This window comes from Pseudomonas sp. NPDC089554, from assembly GCF_050280645.1.
Classification (GTDB): Bacteria; Pseudomonadota; Gammaproteobacteria; order Pseudomonadales; family Pseudomonadaceae; genus Aquipseudomonas.
Genome location: NZ_JBNNVR010000014.1, coordinates 41,163 through 58,215, shown reverse-complemented (window position 1 = coordinate 58,215; position 17,053 = coordinate 41,163). Strand labels below are relative to the sequence as shown.

The window sequence follows — 17,053 nt, the reverse complement described above, 5'->3', positions numbered from 1 at the left end:
GTCGCCATTCGGCGAATTTTCCCTGCAAACGTTAAGGGCTTTTCCCACAAGCTGCAGTAGGGATTTCCCTATAGAGGCTGGGAAAAATCTGTCTTTCTAGTGCAGGCTCAGCAGGTGCTCGTACTTGTCGCGAAGCAGCGCTAAGCGCTCCTGCGCTCGGTACTCTTCGAGGGTTTCCGGGCGCAGGCAGTGGAACAGGGCGGTGAGCAGGAATACGTAGCGCAGGTTGTCCAGCGCCTGGCCTGCGTTGAAATGCTCCGGCAATGCTTCCCGATAGCTTTCTGTGAATTCAGTTTGGGCTGTGAGAAACATCGCCATCTCCGAGCGACGGAACAGGCTGCCCAGGTAGGCCCCACCATCGAACCCCACCCGGCCGATCTTCATTTCGCTCCAGTCGATCAAGTGCAATTGGCCCTTGTCGATGAAGAGGTTCTTGCGCAGGTAGTCCATATGGCTGACGCAGCGTGGGCTTTGCTGCGCCTGGTGAGCCATGCGACGCAGCTGTGGCACGAAGTTGCTGAAACGCTCGGCCAAGCCGGCGAAGCGTGCGTCGTCCCGCCCCAGCTGCTGCAGCCCCGGCAGGCAGCGGGCGAAGTTGAAACGCGGACGCAGCAGGAACCACGGTCGGAAGAAGTCCATGCTCCACAGCAGCGGCTGCTTGCTTTGCGTCTGTGCTGCCAGGTATTCGTGGCTGCGGCTTTCAAGTTCGGCGATAGCCAATGCCAACGGGCGCGCGATGTCTTGCATACGCGGTGGCTTGCCGCGCACGAACTCGGTGAAGATCAGGCTTTCGAAGGGCGTCTCGATCACCCCCAGGCAGGCGGGGTGGCGAAAGTGCGTGCTACCCGCCAGCATGCCCGGGTTGCGGTGAAAACGTGCCTCCTGGCTGCCGATGAAGGCCAGTTTGCGGATCGACTTTTCCACAAGCTCCAGCGGTTGCCCCGTGGACGGGTCGAGCAGGCGGTGATGCCGTACGTAGTTGACGAACGACGCGTTCGAAGGCAGGTTCTGGCTGGTGATCGCCAAGCGCTGATTGCTCCAGTGGGGCATCATTGCGTGCAAATGTTCTTCGAGAGATGCCAGTTCCCAGCGGTAGAGCGCTTTATGCCTTGGGAGCGGAGACTCAAGGGTCATTTATCGCATCCAACCTGGACTTGGCTATCAGTGGGTTGTCAGTCTCGATGTGCTGCACCAGTGGTTTGTCAGCGATATCGGTTAGCTGCTTGTCCGGCAGACAGATAGAGCGGTAGCGGGTGAGAATTTTGATCGGGGCACTTTGTGTAAAAGTTGCCATGCATGCAGTCCTTGTTGACGAGAGCCTACGATCATCAGAGGCGAGAGCCTTGGCCAGGTCGTCCAGTGCCATACGGCGTGAGTAAGTAAGTGCACCTGCGCGTAATGGCCAGCGGAGGCCGTGCCGGACAGGTCGCTGTTCTGCAGCGCGTGGGTGACACCGAAGGTGGGGCATTTTATCTACCGAACGCTTCGCAGAGCTTCCGCAATAAAGAGTCAAATGCGGTTTACAGGACATAATCATGATAAAGGCGTAAAGCATTGATCATCATTGCTTCCTGTCGATCTGGCCGATCTGAATGGAGAGGCAGCATGGATAAAAACAACAGAACCGTTAAGGGCAGTATATCTTTTCCGGAAACACCTGGAGTAAGCTGAAGATCAAAAAAAGATTTTTGAATTTTTAAGAGACGATTGTCGGCACGAAATCGAATTGTCGGAGAGTTTTGAGAAGATCGATCAACTAGATATCGCCCTGCAATAATAAAATCATATAAACCGATCACCGAATGACATATTTTGGCAAGGTCGTATTTCTGATCGCCGAAGAGAGTGATTTCTTGCTGTTGGTTTGCTGAACCTGCAGATCCGAATTCGCGGCATTGGCAATACCGCTAGCACCATTAGTTGATGATGTTTCATTTGCCGCTTTTGTTCTTTGATGCTTTAAGTGGTTATTAATTGAAGCCATGCCTGGCTTCCAGACACAATTTTCATCTACCTCTCCGACGGGGGGGAGTATAGTTTTAAGCCCGGCGCCGCCGTAGGCGTCTTCAAAAACGACGCCGCTGAAAATCTGTGCATCGACAGGGTGAGGGGCGTTAAAGAATTGATTAATTAACCTGAGGGATTTGTTTGGCTCTATATCAATGGCTGGGAGTCGGTGCTTCAAAATTGCGCAGGCCTCATCAACAAAACTCAACGCACCGCTATGGATCATGTGAACCACTTCTTCCCTTCGTGCTTCAGCAGGGAAGCGCTCCATGAAGACCGGTTTCAGGTCATTGTTCCAATCAAGATCTATTCGAACGAATGAAGTGTCCTTACTGCTAAACAACGTTTCGTAAAGAGGGACGAACCTGCAGAACGGATGAAATGTATCGTGCCTGTCGATAAACTCGCCCAGGTAGCCTCTGCTTGGCATGCCATAAGCTTCAACACGCTTCAGTGCTTGTCTGAACGTGATCAAATAATAGCCGCCCAAAAGCTTCTGCTTTTCGGTGAGTTTATACAATGACTCCTGCATCGTGCCGGCGTAGCCGATGTCAACGATACTGACATTGCCTTCGTCTAGCAGACCCACCTGTTTGAGGTAGGACAGGTAATTGGATCTTTCTCTTTCCGCGGTGTTCAAAATTACCGGAAGCATCTCAATGACGAAGGGCTTCAGCATTTCCCGGTGTTTGTTGTGTACCACTGTATCCAAAGTAAGATTGTGCCGTGTCAGGACGTCTTCCCGAATCTCGGAGGCATGCAGGCCAAAGCGAGTGGTCAGCAGGTGGCGGATAGCCGAGCTGCTTAAGGTAGTCTTCTTCTCGCCTGAATTTTTTCAGCTTCTCGGTAAAGTTTACGTCATTGGTCCAATCAGGGAAGCTGCCAGGCCTCATCTCGCGAGCTTTTTGCAGCCAACTCAAGTATTGGCCCCCTTCAGTACCAATATGTTGGATTGGAATGTGCTGCGTTTTAATGGCTGCGATAATTGCACTGTCTCGGCTCGGCGTTTCGCGAGCGGAAAGCTGAGCGAGAAAATTTTGAAACGTGGTGGCCGACGCGAACTTGGAGATGTGGCTATCACCCAGTGTCAGGAGTGGCTTCTTCCAAAATGCCGCTTGATAGCCAAGCGACGAGGAAATGGTGATGACGCCGTCGACATCTGGCACGATCAGTTGCGAGACAGATGGGATTTTGTCGAATGATTCTACATAGACAAAATTGCTGTAGCGCGCTCGGAGGTACTCAATATTTTGACGCGTCAGTACGGCGCTTCGAGTTTGGCCAGACCAATAGTTGGTAACCAAAAGAGCATAGGTGCTCGGTAGTTTTTCAAGTATTTCGATCAAAACGTCGAATTGGCTTCTTCTACCAATAACGGAATTGATCATGAAATAATAGTCAATTTGCAAAGGCAGCAGGACGATGCGCTGGAAGCGCTTCTTGGCTTCGCCGAGGGCAGTTTTAGTCGGTGCTACGCCCTCGAGGAAACGTCGCTCATATTCGCGCAACTCCTGGATGGCCGCCTGCTCTTTGGGTGTACAGGCATCATATTTGCTGTTGCTGCTGTCTTTTAGTAAGCCATCATCGAATGAAATTAGTTCTGCGTACGGGGCGCGCGAGAAGAAGCCCGGCATTTGGTAAATGATGCGCGTGTCTGGGGAAATAAATTGTAAATAAGGCATTGGTGTTTCCCATGCCAATACGATGTCTGGGCTGAATCCTTCTGGCAGGCCGTCTTTGATAAAAGCTGTCAGCTTATCAACTTCGCCTTCACGGAACGCTCTGTCTTGGTGGCGAAGAGAGCGTTCATAGGTATTTTCACCCTTAGTCCATTGAATGGGGTCAATGACAGAGACAGTGCCCAATGCCTTCATGTGCCCGTCGCGCAGGGCGTGCTCAGCTACCGCAGTGCTCATGATGCAATGTACATTGGCACCTGCATTCTTAAGTGCAATAACTTGCGGAATTATGGAGCCGCGAAGAGTGGGGTAGCGGAATACAGGATTGCCTAGTTCAATTGCAGGCTCTAGGAAGAAAATAATATTCATGTTATATCTCGACGTATTAGCCCCGTGCGGTCCGTCGCCCGAGGCCCGGCCATGAATGAAGCTGTACGTGGCCGCTCAGTTATAGGCATAATAGTTGTATGCGCCGGCTGCGCGGCCAAGCACCATGGTCTGCACGATGGGCGAGATGATTTTCTGCCACTCATACACCGCCGCATTGGTCACATAGATGGTGTCATTGGGTTTTATCGCGATCTGTCGCGCATAGAAGATGGCCGCCGGGTCACGCATGTTCAGACGCAGCACAGTCGGCTTGGCACCACTGCTTCCCCCTGCACGAAATACGAATACACCTTCTGGGTTGGCATTCTGCTCACGCAAGCCACCCACACTACCCAAGGCATCCAGCAAGCTGGTGTTCTGCTGCGGCAGGTCCTTCAACCCTGGTTGACCCACGGCCCCCATCGCCACAAACCGCTGACGCGCACGGTCCAGCACCACTTCCGAATTCGGCCGCAGGACCATGTTGCTACCCGCCAGCACGTCCTCGTAGTTGAACTGCTGCACCTGGCTGCCAGTGCGCACGGTCACGTTGACCAGGTGCGGCTCCAGCACCGGCCCACCCGCCTGGTTCACTGCATCGAGCAGCGTCAGCGGCCCTTGCAACGTGCTGAAGCGCCCAGGCGCCTTCACTGCACCGGCCACCAACACCGAGCCCGACAGGTCGCCCACCAGCTCGACGTGGGTCTGCACATCGGTAGTGATGCCCTTGAGCTGGCGACGAATCATGTTTTCCACTTCGCCGAGGGTCATGCCTGCAACGGCGCGGCGACCAACGTAGGGAAGCGAGAGCCTGCCTTGCGCATCGATACGCGCCTTGAGCTGGGTGCCGCCGGTGGCCAGCGGTGCGAACAGCGCCGAGCCTTCCGGTGCGGTGTCGGCAATCAGCACGTTCAGCGTGTCGCCGGGGGCCAGGCGTACGGGGGCTGGCAGCGGCTTGGTGATGCTGGCCACGACAGGGCGTTCGGGGCCGCGAATGTAGGGCGCGATGGTGCTGGCGTTGATGTCGACCAGGTTGTACGTCTCGTTCTTGCTCTCGATCTCGCCCTTGTACGGGCCTGTGCCGGAGAGGTTGCCGGCGCAGCCGGCCAGGCTCAGGGCCGCCAGGGCCAGTGCGGCCAGTTTCAGGTTGAAGCGCTTGGGAACAGCCAGGGAGTTAGTCACGATGATCCTCGATCGAAGCCAGAATGAAACGGGTGATGCCGTACACCATCAGCAGTCCGAGGAGGAGGGTTGCCAGGTTGTACAGACGCTCCGGGTACAGGGCGAGTTGCGGGGTGTTGGGGCTGACCACGGTGACCAGGGTGCGGATCTTCTTGCTGGCCTCGATACGCGCGTTGTCCAGCGCGACGACTGCGGTCTTGTAGGTTTCCTCGGCGATGCCGGCGTCGAGCGTCAGTTGCTGGTAGCGCGAGGCGACCACGTTGAGCTGCGAGCCGTCGGGCGACGACACCAGCAGGCGCTTTTCCTTGGCGAGCTGGCGGGTGATGGCCTCGACCTTCTGCTTCTGCTGGCGCACCTGTGGGGCATTGGCGCGCAGCTTGAAAGACATCTCGGTGAGCGCGGCCTGTTCGGCGGTGTATTGGCTTTCCAGGTTGGCGATGATGGTTGCGCGGCTCTGGGCGGTGTTGCCGCCGTCGAGCACCTTGTTCTCGTTCTGGAAGTCCATCAGTTGGGTCTTGCGCATGGCGTAGTTCAGCCGCGCGGTTTCCAGCTCGCCTTGGGCGAACTTCATCTGCTCGCGGGCGATGTTGTGGCTGACTTCGTTCACGAAGTATTCGCTGGCCTGCAGAATGGTGCGCAGCATCTGCTCGGACAGCTCGGGCGTGAACGCCTGCACTTCGACGCGCAGCAGGCCGGTGGTTTCGTCGTAGTACGCCGAGACCATGCGCTGGTAGTACTTGAGCAGGTCTTCGCGCGAGGCGTGCTGGTCGAGCCAGAAGAACATGTCGCGGCTCTGCTGGGCGTAGTGCTCGACCCACTGCGTGCGGTCTTCGAGCAGCAGCATCATGTCCATCGAGGTGATGTACTCGCGCAGGTACAGGGTTTCTTCCCGCGAGGCCGGGTTGATACCGGTCAGCAGGGTGGCGAGGCCCGGTGTCTGGGCGGCCGGGCTGGTGCTGTCCTGGCGCACCACTACCTGGGCGGAGCTGACATAGCGATCGATGGCGAAGAGGCTGTAGTAGATGGCCGCCAGGACCATCGGCACGATGACCATGGCGATCGCCAGGCCCCAGCCCTTGTGTTTACTCGTGATGCTCATGATGTGATGAGTCCTCGATGTGCAACGGTGTTGCGAAGCGGTGTTGGTGTGGTCACGCGTTGTAGGCCCTGATGCCTTCGGCGACGTCGTCGTAGACCTGGATGCCGCCATCGCGCACCAGCAGGACGAGGTCGCAGAGCTTTTCGATCTCCGACATGGCGTGGGAAACCAGCACGACGTTGGATTTGCGCAGCTTCTCCTTGAACACCCCGGCGCACTTGCGTTTGAACTGGGCGTCACCCACCGACATCACCTCGTCGATCAGGTAGTAGTCGAAGTCGAAGGCCATGCTCAGGCCGAAGGCCAGCCGTGCGCGCATGCCCGAGGAGTAGGTCTTGATCGGCTCGTCGATCCAGTCGCCGACCTCGGCGAACTGCTGCACGTAGCGGACTTTCTCGCGCATGGCGTCGCCGGTGGCGCCATAGAGGCGGCAGACGAACTTGATGTTGTCGCGGCCAGTCATGCTGCCCTGGAAGCCGCCGGTCAAGCCCATCGGCCAGGACACGCTGCGGTCGGTGACGAGGGTGCCGGAGTCGGGCACGTCGGCGCCGCCGAGCAGGCGCATCAGGGTCGATTTGCCGGCGCCGTTGCGGCCGATCAGGCCGATGTTCCTGCCGGGCGGGATGGCCAGCGACAGGTTGCGAAAGACATACCGCCGCCCGTAGGGCGTGAGGTACGACTTGGTGACGTTTCTGAGTTCGAACACGTGAGGCCCGCCCTTAACCGTTCTTGGTGGAAATCAGGTGCAGCCGCCGGGCGCGGTAGGTGCCCAGGGAGAGGAACAGCAGCACCAGGGTGAAGGCGAGCACGTAGGTTTCCGACACGCCATCGACCGGGGTGTAGTGGGGCAGCACCTCGGCACGGATCAGTTCGAGCAGGTGCAGGAAGGGGTTGAGCAGCAGCACCGGCATCATCGACTTCGGCAGGTAGGCCGCAGGAATGAGCACCCCGGAGATGAAGTACAGGGGGATGAAGACCATGCGAATGACGATTTTCAGGCCGGGCAGGGCATGGGTGAGCAAGGCCAGGAACATGCCCAGGCCGAAGGCGAACAGCAGGCCAAGGAGCAGGGTGGCGGCCCATTGCAGCGGCTGGTGCACCGCCATGTCGAAGCCGAACCAGGCGAAGCCGAACACCAGGATGGCGTAGACCGTGGCGGCGATGCAGGTTTCCACGATGACCCGGGCGAGGTAGGTGTCCAGGGGCTTGATCTGCTTGTAGCCGAACAACGAGCGGTTTTCGCGCAGGCTGTCCATCAGGCGCAGGGCGGTGTTGCGGTAAAGCAGGAAGGGCGCCATGCCGACCAGGATGAATACTGGGTATTCGACGCCGGAGACGGTACGCCCGCGCAGCATGGCGAACAGCAGCGAGAACACCAGCAGGTGGCAGATGGGCTCGAGCAGCATCCACACCGCCCCCATGCGGCGAGCGCCAACGCGGGCGCGGGCCTCACGCAGGACCAGGGCGAAGATGACCGATGTTTGGATCTGCAAAGCACTACGCGGCTTCAAGAGGTTCACCGTAAAGCGAAGCAGCGTGCCAAGGCACGCTGAAGTTCATCGTCAGGAAAGGCTCGCTTCCAACGCGCGGTGGGTTGGGTAGGCTCTCGGAGGCTTTCGTGTTCTAGGCTGTAGTACGCAAAGTGCACGCGCGACGACTGTGGCGCTGATACAGGCTGGGAATGCTTGGTGACCGGCAGTCAGGTGGGACGCGACCCGATCGTTTCTCGCCTGTTTAAGCCTTGCCAGATGCGGCTGGGCGAATATTTGTTACAAACTTAATGGGTATGCCTACATTGGGCTGTAGGGGTTTTCCTATGGGTCGCGGGAATTAATCTGTCTTTTGTCTGCGCATCGAAGGCCCGCTCCCTTGAAGGGGCGGGCTTTTTTGTCGTGTCGGGGCGGGTTTGGATTGTCCAACCGCAGTCCTCTGCCCAAAATAGCCGCCCCCATTCATCGATCGCTGCCCCAGCAGTTCACGGAGCCACAACCCCATGCCACACGAAGGCAGCCTTCTTCAGACGGTGGTGATATTCCTGTTCGCCGCAGTCATCGCGGTCCCCATGGCCAAGCGCCTGCACCTGGGTGCGGTACTCGGCTACCTACTGGCGGGCGTGGCCATCGGCCCACAAGCGCTGGGCTTGATTCGCGATACCGAGAGCGTCGCGCACATTTCCGAACTGGGCGTGGTCCTGCTGCTGTTTATCATCGGCCTGGAGCTGTCGCCCCGGCGCCTGTGGCTGATGCGCAAAGCGGTGTTCGGGGTCGGTACCGCACAGGTGCTGCTGACCGGTACGCTGCTCGGCGCCATCGCCCTGTTCGGCTTCAGCCAGACGCTGCCTGCGGCCCTCGTGCTCGGCCTGGGCCTGGCGCTTTCGTCCACCGCCCTGGGCCTGCAGAGCCTGGCCGAGAACAAGCAGCTCAACGCCCCCCATGGGCGGCTAGCCTTCGCCATCCTGCTGTTCCAGGACATCGCGGCGATCCCGCTGATCGCCCTGGTGCCCCTGCTGGCCGCCAGCGGTCCCGACACCAGCCACGGCGACAGCCTGGAGCATGGCCTGAAGGTGTTCGCCAGCATCGCCACCGTCATCGTCGGCGGCCGCTACCTGTTGCGTCCGCTGTTTCGCATCGTGGCCCGCACCGGCCTGCCGGAGGTCTCTACCGCCACTGCGCTGCTGGTAGTCATCGGAACTGCCTGGCTAATGGAGGAGGCTGGGGTTTCCATGGCCCTGGGCGCTTTCCTCGCTGGGCTGCTGCTGGCCGACTCGGAGTACCGGCATGAGCTGGAGTCGCAGATCGAGCCGTTCAAGGGTCTGCTGCTGGGGCTGTTCTTCATCAGTGTCGGCATGGGCGCCAACCTGCGCCTGCTGCTGGAAATGCCGCTGGTGCTGCTGGGCCTGACCTTGTTGCTGATCGCGGTGAAGCTGGTGCTGCTGGTCGGTATCGGCCACTTGGCCGGAGGGCTGAATCGCGCCAGCGCGCTGCGTCTGGGAATGGTGCTGGCGGCCGGTGGCGAGTTCGCTTTCGTGGTGTTCAAGCTGGGCAAGGACCAGGGCCTGTTCGACACGCAAACCTACGACCTGCTGCTCATGACCATCACCCTGTCGATGGCCCTCACCCCACTGCTGATGCTCGGCTGCGCCCGCGCCCTGAAGCGCCCGCAACCGGCCAGGGAAGTGCCCGAGCAGTACACCGCCATCGACGCCGGCACCCCGCGCGTGGTGATCGTCGGCATGGGCCGCATGGGCCAGATCGTCGCGCGCATCCTGCGGGCGCAGAAGATTCCATTCGTGGCCCTGGAAACCTCGGTGGACGCCATCGAGATGACCCGCATGTTCGAGCAGGCCCCGGTGTTCTACGGCGACCCGCTGCGCGCCGAGGTGTTGCATGCCGCCAAGGTGGGCGAGGCGGAGTATTTCGTCATCACCATCGACGACCCGGAAGTGGCCACTCGCACCGCCGAGCGGGTCAAGCGCCTGTACCCGCACCTGAAGGTCATCGCCCGCGCCCGCAACCGCCAGCATGTGCACAAGCTGATGGATGTCGGTGCCGAGCCGATTCGCGAGACGTTCTACTCCAGCCTGGAAATGAGCCGCCGCGCGTTGGTGGGTTTGGGGCTGAGCGAACAGCAGGCGGCGGACCGCATCACCCGCTTCACCGAACACGACGAACAGGTGCTCGAAGCCCAGGGCCAGGTACGCGACGACCGCGCCAAGGTGATGCAGACGGCCAAGGAGGCGCGGGTGGAGCTGGAGCGGTTGTTTGCGTCGGATGAGGATTGAGGGTCAGGCAAAAGCCAGGCGAGCGATGGGTGGGTGCACACGGTGTGCGGCTTGCCACAAGTCGTAGGCGGCCTGCTCGGCCAGGTACTGGCGGGCGCTACCCAGGCCTGCCAGCTCAAGGCGGTAGGCCAGGTCGGCCGAGATGGCCGCACGGCCATTGAGCACGGTGGATAACTGGCCGCAGGAATATCCCAGGTGACGGGCCAGGGAAGAGACATTCATGTTGATTGCAGGCAGTACGTCTTCGCGCAGGGCTTCGCCTGGGTGAGGGGGGTTGTGCATGAGTTGTGAATTACTTCCAGGTTATTGAAGCCGCTCAGTGTGCGAAGCAGTGCGGGAGAGGTGAGAGCCCCTTGGGTCTGTACTCCTCGTCGGAGAATTCCCGTCTATGTGTGAGGCTGCCCCGCGTACTTGGGGCACCCGCATGCACCTCCGAGGCGTCGGAGCAACGCACAATTAATAACTATTAAGGTTCGCCTCAGGACTTCGCCATCCCCGGCACCCCAGACTTTCCTCATCGAAACAGGAGAGTCGATATGGTCCCTGAGCCCACCCCATACGCCACCTTGCAGGCTGTACCCGGCGCGCTGCCCCCGCAGCGCCTACGCCGGGCCAAGGACCTGATGCTGCACAGCCCGCTGTCGATCATCGAGATCGCCGGCCTCTGCCACCTCTCCCGCAGCCATTTCTCGCGTGCCTTCAAAGTCGCCACGGGCCTGTCGCCGCAGACCTGGCGCCTGTTGGCGCGCATGGAGAAAGCCAAGCGCCTGCTGGCCACCGAGGTGCCGATCACCGATGTCAGCCTGGAGTGCGGCTTCTGTGACCAGTCGCATTTCACCCGGGCCTTCAGCCGTTTGGTCGGCCAGCCGCCCAAAGCCTGGCGCCAGGGCGTACGTCACCTTTAATGCAGTGTTATCCACCGGTATAGCCCCGAAGGCCAATACCGTTTTCGTCCCCCCCACCCAAGGAGTCATCCTCGTGAGCCAACCTGACTACAAGCGCCTGAACAAAGATGATGCCGCCGTGCTGCTGGTCGACCACCAGGCCGGCCTGATCTCGCTGGTGCAGGACTTCTCGCCCAACGAGTTCAAGAACAACGTGCTGGCCCTGGGCGACCTAGCCAAGTTCTTCGGCCTGCCGACCATCCTCACCACCAGCTTCGAGCAAGGCCCCAACGGCCCGCTGGTGCCGGAGCTCAAGGAGATGTTCCCGGACGCGCCCTACATCGCCCGCCCGGGCCAGATCAACGCCTGGGACAACGAAGATTTCGTCAAGGCAGTGAAGGCCACCGGCAAGAAGCAACTGATCATCGCCGGTGTGGTAACCGACGTGTGCGTGGCCTTCCCGACCCTGTCGGCGCTGGCCGAAGGTTTTGACGTGTTCGTGGTCACCGATGCCTCGGGTACCTTCAACCAGACCGTGCAGCAGGCATCCTGGGCGCGCATGACCCAGGCCGGGGCGCAGATGATGAACTGGTTCTCGGTGGCCTGCGAACTGCACCGCGACTGGCGCAATGACATTGAAGGCCTGGGCAACCTGCTGTCCCAGCGTATCCCCAACTACCGCAACCTGATGAACAGCTACGCGGCGCAGACTTCGCGCTGAGTACGCCGGGGGGCGCAAAACGCCCCCCAACCCTCGTTACGTATTCGCCACCGGCATGCTGAAGCGGATACAGCACCCACCCAGCTCCGACTCCAGCGCCTGCAGCCGCCCGCCATGGGCCTGCACCACCGATCGGCAGATCGCCAGGCCCATGCCCAGGCCGCCAGGCTTGGTGGTATGGAATGCCTCGAATACCTGCTCGCGAGCCGGGTCCGGAATGCCCGGGCCATTGTCGTCCACCGTGACCTGCACCTCGTCGCCGAAAACGTGCGAGCAGATGCGCAGCACGCCATCGCCGCGATAGCCGGCCAGTGCCTCCAGCGCGTTGGTGATCAGGTTGAACACCAGTTGCTGGATCTGCACCGGGTCGGCCTGCACCGTCACCCCCGCGTTCAACTGCGCGTGGACATTCACCGCGCTCTTGCGGGCATCGGTCGAGGCCAGGCGGATCACTTGCAGGATCAACTCGTCGAGCTTCAGCGGCTTGAGCTGCATGGGCGCCTGCTTGGCCAGCGAGCGCAGGGCGCGAACTATATTGGCGGCGCGTTCGCTGTCGGCGCGAATATCCTCCAGCCCGGCCATGGCCTCGTGCAGGTCCGGGCTGTCGCGGCGCAGCCAGCGCAGGCTGGCCGCAGCGTTGGAAGCAATGCCCAGCAACGGCTGGCTGATTTCGTGGGCGATGGACGCCGACAGCTCGTTCATTACCTGCAGGTGCGCGCTGCGCGCCAGTTCCGCCCGCGAGCGACGCAGCTCGGCTTCCATTTGCGCGCGGGTCTGGTTGTCTTCGGCCAGGCGGGTGTAGAACTTGGCCGTTTGCAGCGACACCGCTGCCTGCGCGGCGAGAATCTCCAGCATGGCCAGGCGCTGGCCGCCGAACAGGTTGGGCACCAGGCGGTTCTCCAGGTACACCAGGCCGATCAGCACGCCCTGGATCACCAGCGGCAGGCACAGCACCGAACGTGCGCCACGCGCGTGCAGGTCCTGGCGGAAGGCTTCGGGGCAGTCGGCCTGGGCATCGTGCAGCAACAGTGGCTTCTTGGTGCGCAGGGTGGCGTTGATGATCGAGCGAGGCGCCTGGGTCATGAACTTCTGGCAGTGCTCCATGCTCACCCGCAGGCCTTTGTCGTCGATATCGGCCAGGGCCGCCATCTGGAACTCGGCACCGCTGACGATCAGCAACGCACCATGGTCGGCGCCGGCATGCTGGGTGAGCTGGCCCATCAGGGTTTCGATCAGCCCTTCGAGCAGCACCTCTTCAGACAGCGCACGCGCCGCCTCGATACCGGCCTCCAGGTCCAGGTTGACCTGGGTAGTGGCGCGGAAGGTCTCCTGGATCGGCTGTGTGCGCAGGAACGGGTGCAGTGTCTCCAGCTGGCGTACCTTGCCCGCTGCCCCCCAGATGTGGAAGCAGTCGCGGGCGATACGCAGGTGCAGGTTGGCGCCGGAGATCAGCCCGCTGGGGATGCACACTTCTGCCAACTGCTCGTGGGCGATGGCCTGTTCGTGGATGAAACCGGCCGCAGCAGCGGCAATCTGCGACTGGTCGAAGCAGCGAATCGCCGACAGCCCGTCCCCTTGCAGGCGGGCGACCAGCCCCTCGATCAGCAGCACCTTGTTGCGGAAGGTGACAGGGTTGAACTGCGCCCATTGGCTGAACCGCTGGCGCAGCTCGCCCAGGCGCGCGAGCTTGTGTTCCGGCGAGCCTGGCGCTTCCGGGCTGCCCAGGGTGAGCGCCTGGAACAGCTGGTAGTCGGCCAGGTTGATATGGGCCGGCACCGCCCAGGCGTCCTGGCCGGCGTGTTCGAGGCAGGCGCTGGCCTGGCGGATATCGCCCAGGTAGAACGCCGCCATGCCGGCGAACAGGTTCTGGAAGAAGCGTGCAGTGCCTGAACCAGGGCGTGCGCTGCGGGCTTGCTGCAAGGCTGCGTCGCTGCTGTCGCGGCAGGCGCCGGGGCCACCGCGCAGGTCGGCGACGAACGTCTGCTGGGCCAGCAGGATGTGTTCCACATCGCGGTAGCCGTAGCGGCGCACGATGACCAGGCCGCGCTCGATCTCCTGACCGATTTCGGCCAGTTGTTGGCCCATCACCAGCGCATCGGAGACCGCGTGGTTGCAGGCGTAGCAGGCCATCGCCAGGTCGCCGGAAAGGCCTGCCGAGTCAATCGCTTCGAGCGCCGTGCGGCGGGCGAACTCCAGGGGGGAAGTCCAGGCGCTGACCTGGTCCAGGGCCAACAAGGCACTGGTGAGGTCGCATTCGAAGCCGTGGCGCTCGATCAGCTTGAGCGCTGCCAGGCAATAGGCGTGGCCATCGTGATAGGCGGCGAAGCGCTCGGCGCACATCACCCCGAACCAGGCCAGGCCATAGGTGCTGCCAGGTGCCACGCCGTGAGCCAGGGACAGCTCAAGGATGCGCGCCAGGTGCAGGAAGCGCAGGTCGTCCGGCACGAAGAACGAGGACGACAGGGTGGCAAGCAACGCGATGGCCACTTCCACCTCTTCCGAGCCGTTGCGGGGCAAGGCTTCCAGGCAGTGGAGACCACGCTGCTCGATGTGCGCGCGAACCTGGGCGTAGACCTGCTCGACGTGTTGCGGATGATCGCCGCCGGCAAGCTCGATACCCAGCAGTTGCAGCCCGGCCAGGGCAGCGTCGATGGCGCCCTGGTAGTCCGAACCCAAGGTCTTGTATCGAGCTTGCAACCTGTAGGCGGTGGCACGTTCCAGGGGGGTGCGAGCGCGGCGATGGCTCTCGGCAATACCGGCCTCGGCCTGGGCCATGCGCGACAACAGCATGTCGCACTCGGCGGCCATGCGCGCGAGGGTGAAGGCCTGGGGAGCATCGGGCAGGGCGTATTGCTGCAAGGCCTGGGCGGTTTGCAGGTAGCCGGCTGCCTGTTCGTTGGAAACCGCGTCGCGTGCACGGGCGGCAGCCTCCAGCAGCAGCGGCAGGAAGGTTGCGCATTCTTGCTGGGTGAAGCATTCCGGGGCCGTGCGCTGGAGCTGGTTGGCCAGTTCGAAGATGCCCTCGCAGGTGCGCTCCCCCGGGGTTTGCCACATGGCCCGGGCGATTTGCGCATGCTGTTCGCTGCGCGCTTCGCTCGGCGTGAGTTGGCAGGCCGCTTCCTGCACACGGTCGTGGGCAAACGCCAGGCCTTGGGCCCTGGTCGAGAGGAAGCCGGCATCGCCCAAGGCTTTTAGCCGGCTGTCCAGGTATTCCTGCGGCTCGCCCAGCAACAGGCTCAGCAGCTGTGTGTCGAAGCGCCCACCTGCGGCGCCGGCAATGCGCAGCAGCTCGCGCTGCTCCTTGGGCAGCCGCGTCAGGCGCTGGACCATCAGGCCGGCGACATTGTCGGCATAGGGATGCCGGGCCACGGCTTCCAGCGACCAGGTCCAGCGCATCGCCTGGGTATCGAAGACGAACAGGCGGTCCTCGACCATTGCCCGCAGTATCTGGCGGACGAAGAACGGGTTGCCGTCGGTCTTGGCGTGCACCAGCTCTGCCACCTGCTGCGCATCGGCGGCGTTGACGTGGTAGCGGGTGGCGATCAGTTCGACGATAGCCGCCACCGGCAGCGCTTGCAGTGCCAGGCGCTGACCGCGCAGCGCCGTAGGCAGGCCACGCCAGAGCGTGCCGGGGTCATTGCCGTCGCAGCGGCTGGCAAGGATCAGCAGCAACCCGCGTGGCGGGCGGGTGAGCAGCGCCTGGATCAGGAGGCGGCTGGCGTCGTCGGCCCATTGCAGGTCATCGAGGAAGATCGCCAGCGGCCTGCCGGGGCGGCTGAGTACACTGAGGAAATCGACGATGGCGCCGTGTTCCTTCTCCAGCGCCAGGCGCGAGGGCTTGTCGGGGAAGTCGATGCTTGGGCCGAGGATCAGTTGCAGGTCTGGTGCCAGCTTGCCGAGCAACTGGCCGCGACCCTCCAGGCGTTGCTGGAGGTCCTGGCGGATGCTGTCGAGGTCGCTGCTGTTCTGGGCCAGCAGCTGGGTGGTCAGGGTACCGAGTATCTCGACCCACGGCCCATAGGGCATGGCCTGCTCGAGGCTGTTGCACTTGCCCGTGGCCCAGTGGCCTTCGGCCAGGGTCTTCAGCGAGTTCAGCACCAGGCTCGACTTGCCCAGCCCGGTGGCACCGCTGACCAACAGGCACCTGGGCGTGCCGTTGCGGCGCAGGCCTTCGAGCAGGTGGGCGATGGTCTGTTGTTCGGCCTGGCGTCCGTACAGGCGCTCGCCAGCGGCTGGGACCAGGTCGGAGGTGCCTGGGGTGAACGCGGCAATGTGCGCGCTGCTGGCCCATTGCCGCTCGCAGTGGGCCAGGTCGATGGCCAGTGCCGCGGCGTTCTGGTAGCGAGCGTCGGGCTCCTTGGCCAGGGCCTTGCCGAGGATCAGGCCGATCGGCTTTGGCAGCGTGGCATCGAGCTCGATGGCCGAGCGGGGCTGGACGCTGGCGTGCAATTGGCGCCAATGCTGGATGTCGCGCCCGTTCAACGGCAGCTCGCCCAGTAGCCACTGGTAAAGGACCACTGCCAGGGCATAGATGTCGCTGCGCCGGTCGGTGCTGGTGTCGTGCGGGCAGATTTGCTCAGGCGCCAGGTAGGCCCAGCTGTCGGGCTGGGCGCTAGGTACTTCGCTGGCATCCGCGCGGAAGTAGCCGATCCGAACCTGGTCGTGTTCGTCGATAAGCAGGTGGCGCGGCTGCAAGGCGCCGTGCAGCGCATTGCCTTGGTGGGCCAGGCCGAGGGTGTGGGCGGCGTTGACCGCCACACGCAGGAAGCGCGTCAGGCCAGGGCGACCCTGGTCGATCAGGTCGGCCAGCGACAGGCCGGCCGGATACACCAGCAAAGGGCCTTCGGCCGAGCGCACGAAGGCGGCAGGGAGCACCGCCCAGGTAGGGCCCAGCGCCAGCCGGTAGTCGCGCTCCAGGCGCTGGCAAGCCGCCGGTGACTCCACCGGGGCGCGGATGGCGCTCCATGCCTTGCGCGAAGCAGCGTCGTAGAGGCTCAGGTGACAAAGCTCACCCTCCTGGACCCGTTGCAGCGTGGTACAGCGGCTTAGCCAGTGCTCGTCGATCGATGGATCGTTGTCGAAGGACACCAGAACGAGACGTTCATCGAGCATCAAGGCACTCTCCGGCAGCCGACATTTATGGTCGCGATCATAGGAAGCGCCCAGGCGACGAAAGGTGGCGTCCGGGCGGTTGGGCAGAAGCGGTAACTATTCTGACTGTTACGGCGCCTTGGTGCACCGGGAGGGTGAAAGTGAATGTGTATAGTCCTATCCCTCGGGATAATTGTTCCTATACAGCAACGGGCCTAGAGTGAAGTGGGCCACGCAACT

Annotated in this window: 12 protein-coding genes; 3 read left to right on the top strand and 9 right to left on the bottom strand. The window is 61.9% G+C overall.

Going from position 1 to position 17,053, the window contains the following annotated elements; genetic code table 11:
* Positions 1-96: 96 nt before the first annotated feature.
* The 7 genes from ACQKPE_RS06970 to ACQKPE_RS06940 form a co-directional block, all read right to left on the bottom strand.
* Positions 97-1,026, bottom strand: coding sequence for a phosphotransferase (locus ACQKPE_RS06970; protein ID WP_427664401.1), 930 nt, complete (start codon positions 1,024-1,026; stop codon positions 97-99).
* 769 nt (positions 1,027-1,795) lie between these two features.
* On the bottom strand, positions 1,796-2,686 hold the full coding sequence (locus tag ACQKPE_RS06965) for a hypothetical protein (protein WP_427664400.1): 891 nt from the start codon (positions 2,684-2,686) through the stop codon (positions 1,796-1,798).
* The gene (locus ACQKPE_RS06960) at positions 2,664-4,055 is read right to left on the bottom strand and encodes a hypothetical protein (protein ID WP_427664398.1); all 1,392 of its coding nucleotides are present in this window, start codon (positions 4,053-4,055) and stop codon (positions 2,664-2,666) included. The genes ACQKPE_RS06965 and ACQKPE_RS06960 overlap by 23 nt, the downstream gene beginning before the upstream one ends.
* Positions 4,056-4,130: 75 nt before the next feature.
* Positions 4,131-5,237 carry a polysaccharide biosynthesis/export family protein gene (locus tag ACQKPE_RS06955; RefSeq protein WP_427664396.1) on the bottom strand — a complete coding sequence of 369 codons (1,107 nt, stop codon included), beginning with the start codon at positions 5,235-5,237 and terminating at the stop codon, positions 4,131-4,133.
* A complete protein-coding gene (locus ACQKPE_RS06950; protein WP_427664394.1) occupies positions 5,230-6,336 on the bottom strand; it encodes an ABC transporter permease in 1,107 nt (368 codons plus the stop codon). Before ACQKPE_RS06950 ends, ACQKPE_RS06955 begins: the two co-directional genes overlap by 8 nt.
* A gap of 52 nt (positions 6,337-6,388) precedes the next feature.
* Positions 6,389-7,042: an ABC transporter ATP-binding protein gene (locus ACQKPE_RS06945; RefSeq protein ID WP_427664392.1), complete on the bottom strand. Its 654-nt coding sequence runs from the start codon at positions 7,040-7,042 to the stop codon at positions 6,389-6,391.
* A 13-nt stretch (positions 7,043-7,055) separates the two neighbouring features.
* Positions 7,056-7,856 carry an ABC transporter permease gene (locus ACQKPE_RS06940; protein WP_427664390.1) on the bottom strand — a complete coding sequence of 267 codons (801 nt, stop codon included), beginning with the start codon at positions 7,854-7,856 and terminating at the stop codon, positions 7,056-7,058.
* Between the two features lie 473 nt (positions 7,857-8,329).
* Here ACQKPE_RS06940 and ACQKPE_RS06935 point away from each other — a divergent pair, with 473 nt between their 5' ends.
* Positions 8,330-10,117, top strand: coding sequence for a monovalent cation:proton antiporter-2 (CPA2) family protein (locus ACQKPE_RS06935; protein WP_427664388.1), 1,788 nt, complete (start codon positions 8,330-8,332; stop codon positions 10,115-10,117).
* 3 nt (positions 10,118-10,120) lie between these two features.
* Here the strand turns inward: ACQKPE_RS06935 and ACQKPE_RS06930 are convergent, their stop codons facing one another.
* Positions 10,121-10,399, bottom strand: coding sequence for a HigA family addiction module antitoxin (locus tag ACQKPE_RS06930; protein ID WP_427664386.1), 279 nt, complete (start codon positions 10,397-10,399; stop codon positions 10,121-10,123).
* A gap of 254 nt (positions 10,400-10,653) precedes the next feature.
* On the opposite strand from ACQKPE_RS06930, the gene ACQKPE_RS06925 reads away from it, so the two are divergent.
* A complete protein-coding gene (locus ACQKPE_RS06925; RefSeq protein WP_427664384.1) occupies positions 10,654-11,022 on the top strand; it encodes a helix-turn-helix transcriptional regulator in 369 nt (122 codons plus the stop codon).
* A gap of 73 nt (positions 11,023-11,095) precedes the next feature.
* Complete coding sequence (ycaC, locus tag ACQKPE_RS06920; protein ID WP_427664382.1) at positions 11,096-11,722, top strand: isochorismate family cysteine hydrolase YcaC; 627 nt, start codon at positions 11,096-11,098, stop codon at positions 11,720-11,722.
* 36 nt (positions 11,723-11,758) lie between these two features.
* Here the strand turns inward: ycaC and ACQKPE_RS06915 are convergent, their stop codons facing one another.
* Positions 11,759-16,834, bottom strand: coding sequence for a trifunctional serine/threonine-protein kinase/ATP-binding protein/sensor histidine kinase (locus ACQKPE_RS06915; protein ID WP_427664381.1), 5,076 nt, complete (start codon positions 16,832-16,834; stop codon positions 11,759-11,761).
* Positions 16,835-17,053 lie beyond the last annotated feature (219 nt).

Excerpts from the sequence above, each read along its gene's own strand:
- ACQKPE_RS06965 (WP_427664400.1), bottom strand. The coding sequence starts at position 2,686 with ATGCTGAAGCCCTTCGTCATTGAGATGCTTCCGGTAATTTTGAACACC.
- ACQKPE_RS06960 (WP_427664398.1), bottom strand. The coding sequence starts at position 4,055 with ATGAATATTATTTTCTTCCTAGAGCCTGCAATTGAACTAGGCAATCCT.
- ACQKPE_RS06950 (WP_427664394.1), bottom strand. The coding sequence starts at position 6,336 with ATGAGCATCACGAGTAAACACAAGGGCTGGGGCCTGGCGATCGCCATG.
- ACQKPE_RS06935 (WP_427664388.1), top strand. The coding sequence starts at position 8,330 with ATGCCACACGAAGGCAGCCTTCTTCAGACGGTGGTGATATTCCTGTTC.
- ACQKPE_RS06930 (WP_427664386.1), bottom strand. The coding sequence starts at position 10,399 with ATGCACAACCCCCCTCACCCAGGCGAAGCCCTGCGCGAAGACGTACTG.
- ACQKPE_RS06925 (WP_427664384.1), top strand. The coding sequence starts at position 10,654 with ATGGTCCCTGAGCCCACCCCATACGCCACCTTGCAGGCTGTACCCGGC.
- ACQKPE_RS06915 (WP_427664381.1), bottom strand. The coding sequence starts at position 16,834 with ATGCTCGATGAACGTCTCGTTCTGGTGTCCTTCGACAACGATCCATCG.